This window comes from Paraburkholderia phytofirmans (assembly GCF_046028095.1).
Taxonomy (GTDB): domain Bacteria; phylum Pseudomonadota; class Gammaproteobacteria; order Burkholderiales; family Burkholderiaceae; genus Paraburkholderia; species Paraburkholderia phytofirmans_A.
In genome coordinates, this window is sequence record NZ_JAQQDJ010000011.1 from 98,128 (window position 1) to 112,455 (window position 14,328).

Consider the following 14,328-nt stretch of genomic DNA (forward strand, 5'->3'; position numbering starts at 1 on the left):
ATTGCCCGTGCGCGAACCCGCGCTTACGTGGCCTCTTTCACGTGCCGGTCGGGCTTCTCCACACCGGCCGTGCGCAGCGCTTCGTGCAAGGTGTTGAAAATGCAACCTTCTTCGACGATCGGCGTGATGCCGTGCCGGTCCATGTCCGAACGCAAATAGCGGTTCACGCGCGCGAACAAGACCTCGATGCCTTCGCTTTTCAACGTCTGGCACAACTCGCCGATCGAGCGTGAGGCCGAATAGTCGATGTCGGTGATCGCGCTTGCGTCTATCACGAAGCAACGCACCTTGCTCGGGGCGAGGTCGATCAGGCGCCGGGTATCGTCGACGAAAAAGTGGTCGTTCGCGTAAAACAGGTCAGCGCCGAAGCGGTAGACGATCAGGCCCGGCGCGGTCTGGATGCCCGGCACGGCGGGCACCGGCACCCAGACGCCGTCGTCGCCGGGGGCGAGAATCATCGTGTGCGGACGGTAGCTGTGGCGCACGTGACGCAGCAGCGAGAGCGCCACCGCCACCAGAATGCCGTGCTCGACGCCGATCAGCACCACCGCCGCCGCGGTGAACACGGCCAGCGCGAATTCGCCCGGACTCTCCCGGCGAATCGCAAACAAGGTCTTCAGATTGATCAGGCCGATGGCGATCGTGAACACGATGCTGGCCAGAATGCAGTGCGGCAGATACTGCAAAAAGCGGCTGAAAAACAGCAGCACCGCCACCACCACCGCCGCGAAGACGAGTTGCGCGAACTGGCTGCGCGTGCCGGCGAGATCGGCCATGGCGGTTTGCGTCGGGCTGCCGTTCACCACGAAGGCGCCTGAGAACGCCGCCGCCGCGTTGGCCGCGGCGATGCCGAGCAGGTCGGCGTTGGTGTCGACGGGTTCGTGATGACGCTCGGCGAACACGCGGCTCGCGGCAGCGCTCTGCGCGACGATCATCACAAAGCAGGACGCCGCCACGGGCAGCAGATCGAGCATCTGCTGCCATGTCACCGACGGCACGCGCAGTGGCGGCAACCCACCCGCCACCGGGCCGAGCACGGCGATGCCGTGGGCCGAAAATTGATAGAGATCGCTCGCCGCGATGCCTGCCACGACCGCGAACAACGGCACCGGCACGTGTGGCAGAAAGCGTTTGCACGTCAGAATGGCGACGACCACCAACAGCGAAATGGCAAGCGTCGGCTGATGGATCTGGGCGGCGTCGCGCACCACCAGCATGAGCTGATCGACGCTGCGCGCGGCATGTCCGGGCAAGCCGAACATATCGGCGAGCATTGCGATGCCGACCTGCACGCCGACGCCCGCGAGAAATCCGACCAGCACGGTGCGCGACAGAAAATCGGCGAGAAAGCCCAGCTTGAAAATCCGCGCGATGAACAGCAACGCAGCGGTCAGCAAGGCGACCATTGCGGCGAGCGCGGCATATTCGGCGCTCGAGGCCGGCGCCATGGTGGCAAGCCGGCTTGCGAAAATGGTGGCGGTCGCGGAGTCGGCGGCCACGACCAGATGCCGCGAGGCGCCAAAAAACGCAAAGGCGATCAGCGGCAGAAAGACCGTGTACAGCCCCGTCACAGCCGGCATGCCGGCAATACGCGCGTAGCCGAGCACTTGCGGAATATCCATCGACGCAAGCTGCACACCGGCCAACGCATCGCGCGCCGCCGCGGCGCGGTTCAGAGGAAGGACGCCCTTCAGCACGCTGACGCGCGCCGTGATAGCCGCCAGAAAATCTTGCATACGCGATGCTGCCCTAATCCAGGTTATCGCGCATCGTGCCGCGACTCGGCACTCAAAGGCAAGACTTGCAGCGGGATTGGCTCAATAAAACAGAACACCGCAGCACGCGCTCGATCGGCGCTGCGGAATACACCAGGCTGACTGACTCAACGCTTGAACTGTCCCGTCACCGGATCCACGTGCCGCGCGAAACCAACCAACGCGGCGATGCAGATCGGACAGGCAATGAAGAACACGGCCAACATCTCGCACCCCGTAACATCTTGTTACCGGCGAGTTTACGCGATCGGCTTGCGAATTGAATGGGGGAAAACAGCAAATGACTGTGTCGGCAGCTACAACAATCTCGCGTGAGTCCGCGACCCTTTGCGTCGAGATAAGCAGAAAATGCGGCATTATTCCTGGAGAGCCGTATGTTCAACGGACGGCGCGTTGCGCAAACGCTTGCGAGTTCATCCTGCACTCCGAGCGGCACCTCGGCTCGCCTTTTCATCGCCCGGCAATTAGATGGACGGTTCTAGCGATTCGAAAGCGCATTGCAATCATCGGGCGAGCGGCGTCCGAGTTCACGACCCCGATCATGGCGATTTTTATGCTCTAGGCGGTCTCCCCGTATAATCCCGCATGACCCGAATCCCGCATCACCTGCCCTCGCAGCCGGCCGCTTATCCCCGCCGCGCCGCCCTCCGCTCTTCGGCGGTCGCATGAAAACTCCGAAACGTCTGCTCCCGCTGGTCGAAGAAGGCCTGATCGACGAAGTCATCAGCCAGCTGATGAGCGGCAAGGAAGCCACCGTCTACGTGGTGCGCAGCGGCGACGCCACACGCTGCGCGAAAGTCTACAAGGACGCCAAGCAGCGCAGTTTCCGCCAGGCTGCGTCCTACCGCGAAGGCCGCAAGGTCAAGAACAGCCGCCAGCAGCGCGCGATGGAAAAAGGCAGCCGCTATGGCCGCGAAGTGCAGGAACAGGCCTGGCAGAACGCCGAAGTCGACGCGCTGTTTCAGCTCGCGAACGCGGGCGTGCGCGTGCCGCAGCCTTTCATCTGCACCGACGGCGTATTGCTGATGGAGTTGGTGACCGACGCCGACGGCAACGTCGCGCCGCGTCTGAACGACGTCGAGATGACGGAAGAACGCGCGCTCGAACTGCATGCGCGGCTGGTGAACGAAGTGGTGCGCATGCTGTGCGCCGGCATGATTCACGGCGACCTGTCCGAATACAACATCCTGCTTGCCGCCGACGGCCCGGTCATCATCGACCTGCCGCAGGCCGTGGATGCCGCCGGCAATCTCGAAGCGCCCGCCATGCTCGAGCGCGACGTCAACAACCTCGCCACGTATTTCGGCCGCTTCGCGCCGGCGCTACTGGAAACCAGCTACGGCAAGGAAATCTGGTCGCTCTACGAAGCGGGCGCATTGCATGTCGACGCCGCGTTGACCGGTCGCGTCGCTTTGGATACCACGCCGATCGATCTCGAAGCCGTGCTTCAGGAACTCGAAGATACGCGGCTCGACGAAGAAGCGCGCCTGCGCTACGAGCAGTCGCTGCGCAGCGGCACCTGAAGCTTCGCACGCGAGCGGCAGGGGCGGCCGGCGCCAGCGCCTCGCCGCTTTGCCTCACGAAAAGCCGCTACGACGTGCTGCTCAACCGCGCTGCCTTTATCGCACCCGGCGCCGGCCCCACCGACTCACGCATCGTCACGCTCACCGGAAACTCGCGGAAAATCTCCCATGTGGTCCGGTAGCACTGATTGACCAGCCAGCGCACGGCGTTCTGCGTGAGTTCCGCAGTCGGAATATGCACCGACGTGAGTCCGGGAGCGGCATACGCGGCTGAATAATCGTCGTCGTAACCGATCACCGAGACTTCGCCGGGCACGGAGATGCCTGCCTGGTGAAAACAGGCCAGCGCACTCACCGCCATCGTATCGTTCGCGCAGAACAGGCCGGTGAAACGGCGCGTCGTGCCAAGCAGTTTCTGCGCGGCGGCGTAGCCGCCCTCCGGCGAGAAGTCCGATTCGATCAGCGTGACGTCGTCGCGCGCAATGCCCTCGCGCGCCAGCTCGTCGAAGAAGCCCTCCAGCCGCATCTGGTTGTCCGAAGAAGTGAAAGGCCCGGAAATCACCGCGATCTCGCGATGCCCATGGTCGAGCAGCGTGCGCGCCGCCAGTTCGCCACCACGGTGGTGGTCGGCGCAAAACGACGCCTCCGGCAACTGATCGAACGCGCGGTTCAGAAACACCATTTTCGGGTGCATCTTGTGCAGCATGATCAGGTCTTCGTCGTGCAGATCGTGGCTGATCACCACCACACCGTCGCAATCGCGGCCGATCAGAAAACGCACCGCTTCGATCGCCTGCTCGCGCGGCGACACTTCTCCGCAACCGGTCGCCACCACCACGTGGCGGCGCACCGCGCGCAGTTCTTCGTCGGTCTGCTTGAGGATCGTGCCGTAGTAGGAGCCGAAGAACGTCGGCACGAAAATGCCGACCATGCCGAGCGACTGCGTGGCCATGGCCCGGCCGATGGAGGACGGACGAAAGTTCAACTGTTCGATGGCCGCCTTCACGCGGGCGGCGGCATCGGCTGAGATGGGTCCTTTACCCGAAATGGCGCGCGAGGCAGTGGACATGCCCACGCCGGCCAGTGCCGCGACATCTTTGAGTGTTGCCACGCGGATCTCCGTCAAGCATGTTGTATTGTCAGTGACGCCGCGTGCCGGCGCTATAAACGCGCACCGCCCGCTTCGTCGAACAGAGAGACATGGGTACTGTCGAACGAAAACGCTGCGGTGTCCCCTATCGCCACCGGCGTCTTCGTCTGGTCGATCGATGCGACCTGCACTCCATGATAGTCGAGCCAGATGACGCGGTGGTTGCCCATCGGCTCCACTAGCGAAACTTTTGCGTGTTCGCTCGCTCCTTCGGCGAGGCGCACGTCTTCGGCGCGCACGCCGAGCACGCACGGCAACGCGTTCGCCGGCGTGGACTTGAACGCGTACGCCGACACGTCGAGCCGCCAATGCTCCGTGCAGAAGTGGAGCGCGCCGTCGCGTGTTTCGAGCGTGCCCTTGAGCAGGTTCATCGCGGGCGTGCCCAGAAACGTCGCGACGAACAGGTTGTCGGGGCGCGCGTAGACTTCGGCGGGCGTGCCGAACTGCTGGATCACGCCGCCGCGCATCACCGCCATGCGGGTGGCAAGCGTCATCGCCTCGACCTGGTCGTGCGTGACGTAGATCATCGTCGCGCCCAGGCGCTGGTGCAGTTGCTTGAGTTCACGACGCAGTTCGGTACGCAATTTGGCGTCGAGATTCGAGAGCGGTTCGTCGAACAGGAACACGTCGGCCTCGCGCACGATCGCCCGGCCGATCGCCACCCGCTGCCGCTGCCCGCCTGAAAGCTGCGCCGGTTTGCGCTTGAGCAGCGGCCCGAGTTGCAACATCTCCGAGGCGCGCGCCACACGCCGCGCAATCTCCCCTTTCGGCGTGCCGTTGATGCGCAAGGCAAACGACAGGTTGCGCTCCACGCTCATGGTCGGATACAGCGCATACGACTGGAACACCAGCGCGATGCGCCGGTCTTTCGGGTCGGCCCAGGTCATGTCTTCGCCGGCAATCTCGATGCTGCCGTCGGTCACGTCGATCAAGCCGGCAATGCTGTGCAGCAAGGTCGATTTGCCGCAGCCGGATGGTCCGAGCAGCACGACGAATTCGCCGGCTCGCACGTCGAGATCGAGGTTCTCGATCACCGTGTTCGCGCCGAGTTGAATCGTCAGATTGCGCACGGCAACGTTGGCCGGAGTCGTAAGGCCCGCGGCATCCGCTACCGCATCGGGATTGCCCGCCATGTCCGCCAGTGCGTTTGCCGCCGGGTTTGCCATATTTGCCACGTTTGTCATCGCCCTATCCCTTGACGGCGCCGGATGCAATGCCGCGCACGAACCAGCGGCCCGAAACGAAGTACACCGCGAGCGGCACCATGGAGGTCAGAATGGTCGCCGCCATATTGACGTTATAGAGGCGCTCGCCGGTCGTCGTATTGATGATGTTGTTCAGTTGCACCGTCATCGGCAGATTTTTGGTGCCGGCGAACACGAGGCCGAGAATGAAGTCGTTCCAGATGCCCGTGACCTGCATGATGACCGCCACCACGATGATCGGCGTGGACATGGGCAGCATCAGTTGCACGAAGATGCGCCAGAAGCCGCCGCCGTCGATGCGCGCCGCCTTGAACAGCTCCTGCGGAATCGACACATAGTAGTTGCGGAACAGCAGCGTCATTACCGGCATGCCGAAGATGGTGTGAATCACCACGATGCCCGGCAGCGAGCTGAACAGATGCACGCTCGCCAGCACGCGCACGAGCGGATAGACCATCACCTGCACGGGAATGAATGCGCCCATCAGCAGCACGCCGAACAACAGGCCGGCGCCGCGTGGCCGCCAGAACGACAGCGCATAGCCGTTCACCGCGCCCATCGCAATCGACAGAATCGTGCTCGGCACGACAATGCGCACCGAGTTCCAGAAACCGACCTGAATGCCGTTGCAATCGAGCCCGGTGCAGGCGGACTGCCACGCGGCGCTCCACGCGCTGAGCGTGAAATGCGTGGGAAATGCCAGCAGATTGCCGAGGCGGATCTCGCTCATCGGCTTGACCGAGGTGACGAGCATCACGTAAAGCGGCAGCAGGAAGAACAGCGCCGCCGTGAGCAAAAAAGCGTAGACGCCGAGGCGCGCCGGAGTGAACGCGGTACGGCGGCGACGCGGCCGCGCTCGGCCCGGCGGCGTGCCGCTTTTGAGCGGCGAACTGAGCGTGTTCATCACACCTCCTTGCGCAGGGCCGCGCGGCTGCGGGCGTAGAAGAACGGCGCGAGAATCGCCAGCACGGTGGCCAGCAACACGATCGACGCCGCCGACGCGAGCCCGATATTGGCGCGGCCGAACAGATAGTCCATGATGAACTTCGCCGGCACTTCGCTCGCCGTGCCGGGGCCGCCTTGCGTCATCGCGACCACCGCGTCGTAGAGCTTCACGACCATCACGAACAGCAGCACGAAAGCAGTAGAGATTGACGGCCCGAGCATCGGCACGACAATACTGACGTAGACGCGCCAGCGCGGAATACCGTCGATGCGCGCGGCTTTCCACAACTCGTCGTCGATACCGCGCAGGCCCGCGAGCAACAACGCCATCACCAGACCCGAGGCCTGCCACACCGTGGCGATCACGATGGTGTAAATCACCCAGTCCTGATCGACGATCCAGTCGAAGCGCGCGTGCGCGAAACCGAGCTTGTGCAGCACGGCCTGCGCGCCCAGTTCGGGGTTCAGGATCCACTGCCACACGAGCCCCGTCGCCACGAACGACATTGCATACGGATAGAGAAACACCGTGCGCAACGCGCCTTCGGCGACCACGCGCTGATCGATGAAAATCGCCAGCAGCAAACCGATCACCATGCACGCCACGATAAAGCACGCTCCATAGATCACGATGTTTTGCAGCGACAGGAGCCAGCGGTCGTTATTGAAGAGCCGCGCGTATTGCGTGAAGCCCGCGAAGTCGCCGGAAGGAAACGTGCGCGAATTGCTGAGCGACACGCGCGCGGTCCAGACCATCGTGCCGAGATAGGCGAACACGACGGTCAGGACCATCGGCAGCAGCGCCACCCACGCCGCGAACGGAAAACGCTTTTTGAGCGGCTTTTTCAGCCGCGCCTGGCGAGCCCTGGAGGATTCGCCGGCCGGCAGCTTGAGCGCGTGCATGCCGCGCCCCTAGCTCTTCAACGCACTGGCGAACGCTTTCTGCGCGTCGTCGACAGACTGGTTCTTGTTCCAGAAGTTGGTGATGACGTCGATCAACGCGCCCTGCGTGTCAGGCGAGAGCAGCATTTCCGGATTCGGCAACTGACGCGACTTGTCCTTCATGATCGCAATGCCCTCCTTCGCGCAGATGTCGAGACTGCTGCCGTCCACGTCGGGACGAATCGGAATCGAGCCTTTCTTCGCGCTGAATGCGACTTGCGCGGCCGGCGAAGTCATCACCGTGGCAAGCAGATTCTGCGCCTTGATCGTAGTGGGATTGTCCGTTTTCGGGAACACGAACACGTCGCCCGCGACCAGATACGGCGAATGCGGACCGAAACCCGGGAAGCAGCCGAAGTCCTTGCCCGCGCTCTGATTGGCCGCCGAGAACTCGCCCTTGGCCCAGTCGCCCATGATCTGCACGCCCGCCTTGCCGGAAATCACGAGTGCCGTAGCATCGTTCCAGTTGCGGCCGGGCGAGCCGGGATCGACGAAATCGTGCAGGCGCTTGAACGACGCCAGCACTTTCTTGAACGCGTCCGACTTCACGGCGTTCATATCGCGATCGCGGTACACCTTCATGTAGAGATCGGCGCCGCCCACGTCCGCCAGCACCGCGTCGAAGGTGATCTTCTCCTGCCACGGCTGGCCGCCGAGCGCGAGCGGAATCACGCCCGCGGTTTTCAGCTTGCCGAGATCGGCGATGAACTCGTCATAGCTTTTCGGCTCGCCGGCGATGCCCGCTTTCTGGAACACCGGCTTCGAGTAGAAGAACCACGCCGGCATGTGGATATCGACGGGCGCGGCGTAGTAATGCCCTTTCACCTTGATGCTGTCGATAATCGACTGCGGGAACACGCCGTTCCAGTTCTCTTTCGCGGCGACGTCGTCGACATTGTTGAGCAGGCCCTGATCGATCAGGTCGTGAAACTGCTTGGATGTATTGAACTGCGCGGCCGTGGGTGGATCGCCGCCGACGATCCGGTTGATCGCCGTGGAGCGCGCCTGATCGGCGCCCGCCACCGCGTTGTCGACCCACTGCCCGCCGGCCTTGTTATACGCATCGGCAAACTGGCGAATCGCGGCCGACTCGCCGCCCGAGGTCCACCAGTGAATCACGTTGGCCTTCAAAGGCTCCGCCTGCGCGACGACGCCATACAACGCCAGTGCCGCAACCACGCCTCGCAAGACCAGTTTTTTGCTGTTCATTCCGTCTCCTCTCGATCATGCAACCAACTTGCGCCAGGCCTTGGCGCCCGTGTTTCAAGTCGACATACAAACCAGCTTTCACCTGCTATTCACTGCGTGCCTTGCGCTCCTTCAGGAATTTCGACACCAGATTCGCGCTGCGTTTGATCGTGCGTTTCTGGGTGGCGTAATCGACATGCACGATACCAAAGCGCCGCTCGTATCCGAAGGCCCACTCGAAGTTGTCCATCAGCGACCAGAGAAAATAGCCGCGAATCTCCACGCCGGCCTTGATCGCCTGATCGACCGCGGCGAGATGGCGTTTGAGGAACGAGATGCGCTGGCTGTCCTCCACCTGGCCGTCGATCACCTTGTCGTCCGAGGCCATGCCGTTTTCAGTGATATAGATGGGCGGCAGGTTCGCGTACGTGGCCTTGAAACCGGTCAGCAGATCGCGCAGGCCGTCCGGATACACCTCCCAACCCATCTGCGTACGCTCCACGTTTTCGAGCGGCACATCCGTGAAACCATGCGCACCGTCGCTCGCGACATTCGTGCGGAAATAATAGTTGATGCCGAGGAAGTCCAGCGGCGCGGCAATGGTTTGCATGTCGCCGTCGAGCACCAGCGGTTCCGTGCCCGGCCACAACTCGAACAGATCCTGCGGGTAGCTGCCCTTGAGGAGCGGATCGAGAATCCACGCGTTGTGCTGCACTTCGAACAGATGCGCCGCTCGTTGATCGGCGGCGCTCTCGCTGTTGGCCGTGCCGCGTCCGATATTGGCGACGATGCCGATTTGCGACGCCGGATCGTTGGCGCGCAACACCGGCACCGCGAGACCGTGCGCCAGCAGCAGATGATGCATGGCCTGCGTGGCGTAGCGCGCGTCGGCGAGTCCCGGCGCGTGGTGGCCGTTGCCGTAGCCAAGATAGGCCGAGCACCACGGCTCGTTGAGCGTCATCCATGCGTCGACGCCGCCGGCCAGTTCGCGGCTCATCAGGTCGGCGTAATCGGCGAAACGGTAGGCGGTATCGCGATTGAGCCAGCCGCCGCGATCTTCAAGATGCTGCGGCAAGTCCCAGTGATACAGCGTGACGAAGGTCGTGATGCCCTTCTCTTTCAGCCGCGCCAGCAGGCGCTTGTAGAAATCGAGCCCTTTGCGGTTCGGCGCGCCGGCCGCGTCCATCACGCGCGGCCAGGCGATCGAGAGCCGGTAGGCTTCGAGGCCGAGGCCGGCCAGCAGATCGACGTCGGCTTCCCAGCGATGATAGTGATCGCACGCCACCGCGCCGGTGTCGCCGGCCAGCACCTTGCCGGGCTTCGCCGAGAACGTGTCCCAGATGGACGGCAGGCGGCCGTCTTCATTCACCGCGCCTTCGATCTGATACGAAGCGGTGGCCGCGCCGAGCAGGAAGTTCTTGCTCCATAGCGACGAGTCCGCCGGCGGCGTGAAAGGATCGGCGAGTGATTGAGAACGGGGAGACAGAGCGTCGGATACAGCGGATGTGTCGTTTGCCACGGATTCCTCGCTGAGGTCGTTGAACCGGCTACGGCGGAAGGCGAAACGCCCACGCCTGAGAGCGGGAGTGGAAGCGCTTCCACAGGACCTGCGAACGATAGCAGCGGCGGATTCGACGCAGCAATCAGGGTTTGTCTGGAGCGATGGCTGGCACGCCAGGCATGGCGATGCGCCGGGCATTGGCGAAGCGGTTGTCAGCACTAGTGCGAAGGTGTTGCAAGCCAGGCGGGCGCAATCTCACGCGCCGCCAGCGCGATGCGATCTCACGGCTTCGCGCTCAGGTTGAACGCACCGTTGTCATAGGCTTCGCAGTAGGTTTTCCAGTCCGCCGCCACCTGCGCCTCGCATTGCGTCGCGATTCCCACCAGCGGCAATTGCCAGTCGCGGCGATTGCCGAACGCGATCAGATCGTCGGCGATCGACGACTTCTGCCGCCCGCCGCTGCGCAGATGCGCCCACGCACTCAACTCGGCCATGCTGCTGACCACTTCTTCGAGACGCGGCAGCTTGCCGTTCCAGTCGCTCAAGGCAACGCGATCTTCAGAAGGCTGCAAGCTGCGCAGCACATACGAACGCTGATTGAATTCGACCGCATGGAGGAACGCCTGCGAGACCGCCTGATTGCGCCGCTGAATTTCGACGACGCGTTGCGCTTGCGTCTGCCACGCCGGCTGCGGCGTGCTCACGTGCGGCGTCACGGAAGAAGGCAGCGCCTCTTTCAGATCGATTAGATAGTTGCCGTCCGGCGAGCCTTTGCCTTCGACGAGAATCACGTAGCGATCCACACCGAGGCTCCCCGTGCCGGCAATCCGCCGCGCCACGTCGAGGATGCGGAAGAAGGCAGGATTGGACTCGCCCGCGGCGAACTTCTGCATGAACTGCGTGACGGCGGCGCGCTGCGCGTCGCTGACCGCCAGCGCTTTTTTTCCGTCCACTTTCAGCATGCGGCTCTTGCCTTTGAGCACCGTGCGCCGGTCCAGATGCGCCACCCGCGTGCGGCTGGCAAGCGCGACGAACAGATCGCGCACCATGCCCGTTGCGGTTTCCGCTTCGATCCAGCGTGCCTTGCCATTCGCCAGCGCCGCGCCATACTTTTCCAGCGCGATCTGGCACAGCGCCAGCGCCTGCGCGCGGCTCAGCTTGAGATCGCTCGCGCCGACCAGCACGCTCGTCAACAGACGCACCAGTTCGTAGAGATTCGGCGCGAGGCAGGCTTCGTCGAAGTCGTTGTTGTCGAAATAGCTCAGCCGGTTATCAGCCTTGTAGCTGCCGAAATTTTCCAGATGCATGTCGCCGCAGATCCACACCGGCGGCGCGTCGTCGAACACCTTGTCGCGCGGCAGGCGCTCGTAAAAAAGGTGACACGTGCCGCGCAAAAACACGAACGGTGACGTGCGCATGGCTTTGTATTTCATCGCGAGCCGTTCGGGATCGCGACCGGCGTTAAAGCTGGCGATCGTGCTGACGATATCGAGCATGAGGTTCCTTTGAATGCGAGCACGATGTGAGTTGCCGCGAGCCAGGATGCAGAGCGTCTGGGGCGGTGCCCAACTGTTCTACAGTAGACCACATCGCTTCAACCAAACGCCCAATCACGGCATTGACCCTCGTCGGCACTTGCGCGTCGCGCGCGCCTGAACGCTAAACCGTGTCCCGCGCGCCGAACTTCTTGCGGTACGCACCCGGACTCGTCAATGCAATGCGCCGGAAGTGCCGCCGCAACGATTCCTCGGAACCGAAGCCCGCCAGTTCCGCGATACGCGCCATCGGCAGCGGCGCCTGCGCTTCGAGCAGATCGCGCGCAATGGCCACGCGCTCGCGCACGAGCCACTCATATGGCGCCATGCCGGTGGCATCGTGAAACTGCCGCTGCAGAGTGCGCGGGCTCATCGCCGCCCGCTCGGCGAGCGAGCGCAACGTATGCGGCAAAGCGGGATGACCGCGCACCCAGTCCATCAGTCTGGACAAACGGCCGCTGTCGTCCTGCGGCATGGGACGCGGCACGAACTGCGCCTGGCCGCCCTCGCGATGCGGCGGCACCACGAGCCGCTGCGCGACCCGATTCGCCACCGCGCTGCCGTGATCGCGCCGCACCAGATGCAGCAGCATGTCGAGCCCCGCCGCCGAGCCCGCCGAGGTAATGATCTGCCCTTCGTCGACATACAGCGCGTCCGGCTGCACGCGCAGTTGCGGATAGCGCTGCTGCAATTTGTCGGCATACCGCCAGTGGGTCGTCACGGTCTTGCCGTCGAGCACGCCCGCCGCCGCGAGCACGAACACGCCGGAGCAGATCGAACAGAGGCGCGCGCCGCGCGCGTACGCGGCGCGGATTTTCTTCAGGAGCGGTTCGGGCGGCACTTCGTCGGCATCGCGCCAGCCGGGAATGACGATGGTGTCGGCGCGCTCGAGCAGCTTGAGCGTATAAGGCGCGGCAAGGGTGATGCCGCCGGCCGCCCGGATCGGCCCCGGCTCGCTTGCGCAGACCGCGAAGCGATACCAGTCCACGCCGAGTTCGGGACGCTCGAGCGCGAACAGTTCAGTCACGCAGCCGAATTCGAAGGTGCAGAGCCGGTCGTAAGCGAGCGCGACGACGAGATGATTGTGCATGGCGTGATGTTACCGGAGATTGATGATCCCGCCACTCATCCGACGCGGCATGCAAGGCCACAATCAAGGCGTCTGATGTGCTTGCACGACCGAATCCATAGACGACGAAAAGAAGTCAACCGAAAGCAGTCGGATCGCGCCGAGGCACCGACTCTTCGGCCATAGCCAGCTGGAAACCCTCGTCGAGCCAACCCGTAATGCCGCCGATCATTATCTTCACGGGGCGACCGAGCTGGGCGAGCCTGATTGCGGCGCGTGTCGCTCCGTTGCAATGAGGGCCTGCACAATAGGTGACGAAGAGCGTATCGAGTGGATAGGCGGCAAGCTTCGACGCCACAATCTTGCCGTGCATAAGATTCACCGCGCCGGGCACATGGCCGCGCGCGAAATGTGCGGGACTGCGCACGTCGAGCAGTATGAAATCGAGTGAACGTGGGTCGTCGGTCGCGAGCGCCGCGTGCACGTCGGCACAATCGGTTTCGAATGACAACGACGCGCTGAAGTGCCCGAGCGCCGTGGCGCTATCGGCGGCGGGTACGGATGAGACAGCGGACATATATACGCTCCTTGTGCGTGGATCATTGCAACGCATTGTCCCGTTCTCATGCACAGTCAGCCAGTGGCGCAAATGACATATTCCGGCAACATCACGCCACGGCGCTATCCGCGTAAAAACCCGTCACAGCGTGCGCCTGCGCAGCAGTGGCCTTACACAGTTGCAAGTATCGGATGCGAAGTGCCCGGTATAGGGCGGCCACGGTTGTCGGTCGGGACGAGTTGCGTCTGAAACGCGACGAACAGCGCCTGAAATTTGCCGTCAACCTCTACGATGACCGCACCGTCCTGAAACGTGCCGTTTTCGGACGAATGGTCTTTCATCTTGCTGCCTGGCTGCGGTTTCGGATTTCCCTGATTCATGTGGGTCTCGTGCAGACCGTCCTTCTGCGGTTCGAAGAGAAAGCCGAATCCATAGATCGTCACGTCCGTGGTCGGCTTCCATCCCCGGCGATTATCGCTATAGCCGGGCGTCGGATAGACGAATTCGACGGGCGCCGCGGACATATCCAGCTTGAGCATCTCGTTGAGCAGAGCGTTGATGTCGTTGTGTTCCGTCTTCGTGTCCAGCGGAATTGGACGCATGGTGCTCAGATCGACGAGCCTCGGGTCGTGGACGTAATCCAGCTTCGGGAAGCCCGAGGTGCTCACTCCGGCGGACAACTTCTGAAGGTCAGCGGTCAACGGATGGTCGAAATACTGATTCCATGCGTAAAGCACCAGGTACCCCGCTGCGCCGGTCAGGGAGCTGTCCGATTTGACGTTCGTGACAATGCGAAACTCTTTGCCGCTCGAATCCTCGCTGACGATCACGTAGTGCGGATCGCCTTTGTAACCGTCGAAGAACGGGACGCCGAGTTTCAACCTGCCCTTGAAAAGCACATATTCGCTTTGCGCCATCACATCGTCTCCTGGAGTC

12 protein-coding genes are annotated in these 14,328 nt (G+C 63.0%); 1 reads left to right on the forward strand and 11 read right to left on the reverse strand.

The annotated features are described in order from the left end of the window. Positions 1-23: 23 nt before the first annotated feature. Entirely contained in the window at positions 24-1,736 is a 1,713-nt protein-coding gene (locus PQR54_RS27500) for a SulP family inorganic anion transporter (RefSeq protein WP_408251212.1), read from the reverse strand. A gap of 704 nt (positions 1,737-2,440) precedes the next feature. Between PQR54_RS27500 and PQR54_RS27505 the strand changes: the two genes are divergently transcribed. Continuing rightward, positions 2,441-3,298, forward strand: a complete 858-nt coding sequence (locus tag PQR54_RS27505) for a PA4780 family RIO1-like protein kinase (RefSeq protein WP_116147963.1) — start codon at positions 2,441-2,443, stop codon at positions 3,296-3,298. Positions 3,299-3,365: 67 nt separating this feature from the next. Here PQR54_RS27505 and PQR54_RS27510 read toward each other — a convergent pair whose 3' ends face one another. The 10 genes from PQR54_RS27510 to PQR54_RS27555 form a co-directional block, all read right to left on the reverse strand. Further along, entirely contained in the window at positions 3,366-4,409 is a 1,044-nt protein-coding gene (locus PQR54_RS27510; protein ID WP_408251214.1) for a LacI family DNA-binding transcriptional regulator, read from the reverse strand. Positions 4,410-4,459: 50 nt separating this feature from the next. Further along, positions 4,460-5,632 (reverse strand): ABC transporter ATP-binding protein, encoded by a 1,173-nt coding sequence (locus PQR54_RS27515; RefSeq protein ID WP_408251216.1) that lies wholly within the window; start codon positions 5,630-5,632, stop codon positions 4,460-4,462. Positions 5,633-5,636: 4 nt separating this feature from the next. Further along, on the reverse strand, positions 5,637-6,557 hold the full coding sequence (locus tag PQR54_RS27520; RefSeq protein WP_408251217.1) for a carbohydrate ABC transporter permease: 921 nt from the start codon (positions 6,555-6,557) through the stop codon (positions 5,637-5,639). After that, the gene (locus PQR54_RS27525; protein ID WP_408251219.1) at positions 6,557-7,501 is read right to left on the reverse strand and encodes a carbohydrate ABC transporter permease; all 945 of its coding nucleotides are present in this window, start codon (positions 7,499-7,501) and stop codon (positions 6,557-6,559) included. Before PQR54_RS27525 ends, PQR54_RS27520 begins: the two co-directional genes overlap by 1 nt. A gap of 9 nt (positions 7,502-7,510) precedes the next feature. Next, positions 7,511-8,749, reverse strand: a complete 1,239-nt coding sequence (locus tag PQR54_RS27530; RefSeq protein WP_408251221.1) for an ABC transporter substrate-binding protein — start codon at positions 8,747-8,749, stop codon at positions 7,511-7,513. Positions 8,750-8,834: 85 nt separating this feature from the next. Further along, positions 8,835-10,247 carry a GH1 family beta-glucosidase gene (locus PQR54_RS27535; RefSeq protein ID WP_408251223.1) on the reverse strand — a complete coding sequence of 471 codons (1,413 nt, stop codon included), beginning with the start codon at positions 10,245-10,247 and terminating at the stop codon, positions 8,835-8,837. A gap of 263 nt (positions 10,248-10,510) precedes the next feature. After that, on the reverse strand, positions 10,511-11,725 hold the full coding sequence (locus PQR54_RS27540; protein WP_408251225.1) for a DUF2252 domain-containing protein: 1,215 nt from the start codon (positions 11,723-11,725) through the stop codon (positions 10,511-10,513). A gap of 163 nt (positions 11,726-11,888) precedes the next feature. Further along, entirely contained in the window at positions 11,889-12,854 is a 966-nt protein-coding gene (gene ftrA / locus PQR54_RS27545; RefSeq protein ID WP_408251227.1) for a transcriptional regulator FtrA, read from the reverse strand. A 115-nt stretch (positions 12,855-12,969) separates the two neighbouring features. After that, a complete protein-coding gene (locus PQR54_RS27550; protein WP_408251229.1) occupies positions 12,970-13,410 on the reverse strand; it encodes a rhodanese-like domain-containing protein in 441 nt (146 codons plus the stop codon). 152 nt (positions 13,411-13,562) lie between these two features. Continuing rightward, entirely contained in the window at positions 13,563-14,309 is a 747-nt protein-coding gene (locus PQR54_RS27555; RefSeq protein ID WP_408251231.1) for a DUF2278 family protein, read from the reverse strand. Positions 14,310-14,328 lie beyond the last annotated feature (19 nt).

Coding starts and splice junctions, on each gene's coding strand:
- PQR54_RS27500 (WP_408251212.1), bottom strand. CDS start 1,736: ATGCAAGATTTTCTGGCGGCTATCACGGCGCGCGTCAGCGTGCTGAAG.
- PQR54_RS27505 (WP_116147963.1), top strand. CDS start 2,441: ATGAAAACTCCGAAACGTCTGCTCCCGCTGGTCGAAGAAGGCCTGATC.
- PQR54_RS27515 (WP_408251216.1), bottom strand. CDS start 5,632: ATGACAAACGTGGCAAATATGGCAAACCCGGCGGCAAACGCACTGGCG.
- PQR54_RS27520 (WP_408251217.1), bottom strand. CDS start 6,557: ATGAACACGCTCAGTTCGCCGCTCAAAAGCGGCACGCCGCCGGGCCGA.
- PQR54_RS27525 (WP_408251219.1), bottom strand. CDS start 7,501: ATGCACGCGCTCAAGCTGCCGGCCGGCGAATCCTCCAGGGCTCGCCAG.
- PQR54_RS27530 (WP_408251221.1), bottom strand. CDS start 8,749: ATGAACAGCAAAAAACTGGTCTTGCGAGGCGTGGTTGCGGCACTGGCG.
- PQR54_RS27540 (WP_408251225.1), bottom strand. CDS start 11,725: ATGCTCGATATCGTCAGCACGATCGCCAGCTTTAACGCCGGTCGCGAT.
- ftrA (WP_408251227.1), bottom strand. CDS start 12,854: ATGCACAATCATCTCGTCGTCGCGCTCGCTTACGACCGGCTCTGCACC.
- PQR54_RS27550 (WP_408251229.1), bottom strand. CDS start 13,410: ATGTCCGCTGTCTCATCCGTACCCGCCGCCGATAGCGCCACGGCGCTC.
- PQR54_RS27555 (WP_408251231.1), bottom strand. CDS start 14,309: ATGGCGCAAAGCGAATATGTGCTTTTCAAGGGCAGGTTGAAACTCGGC.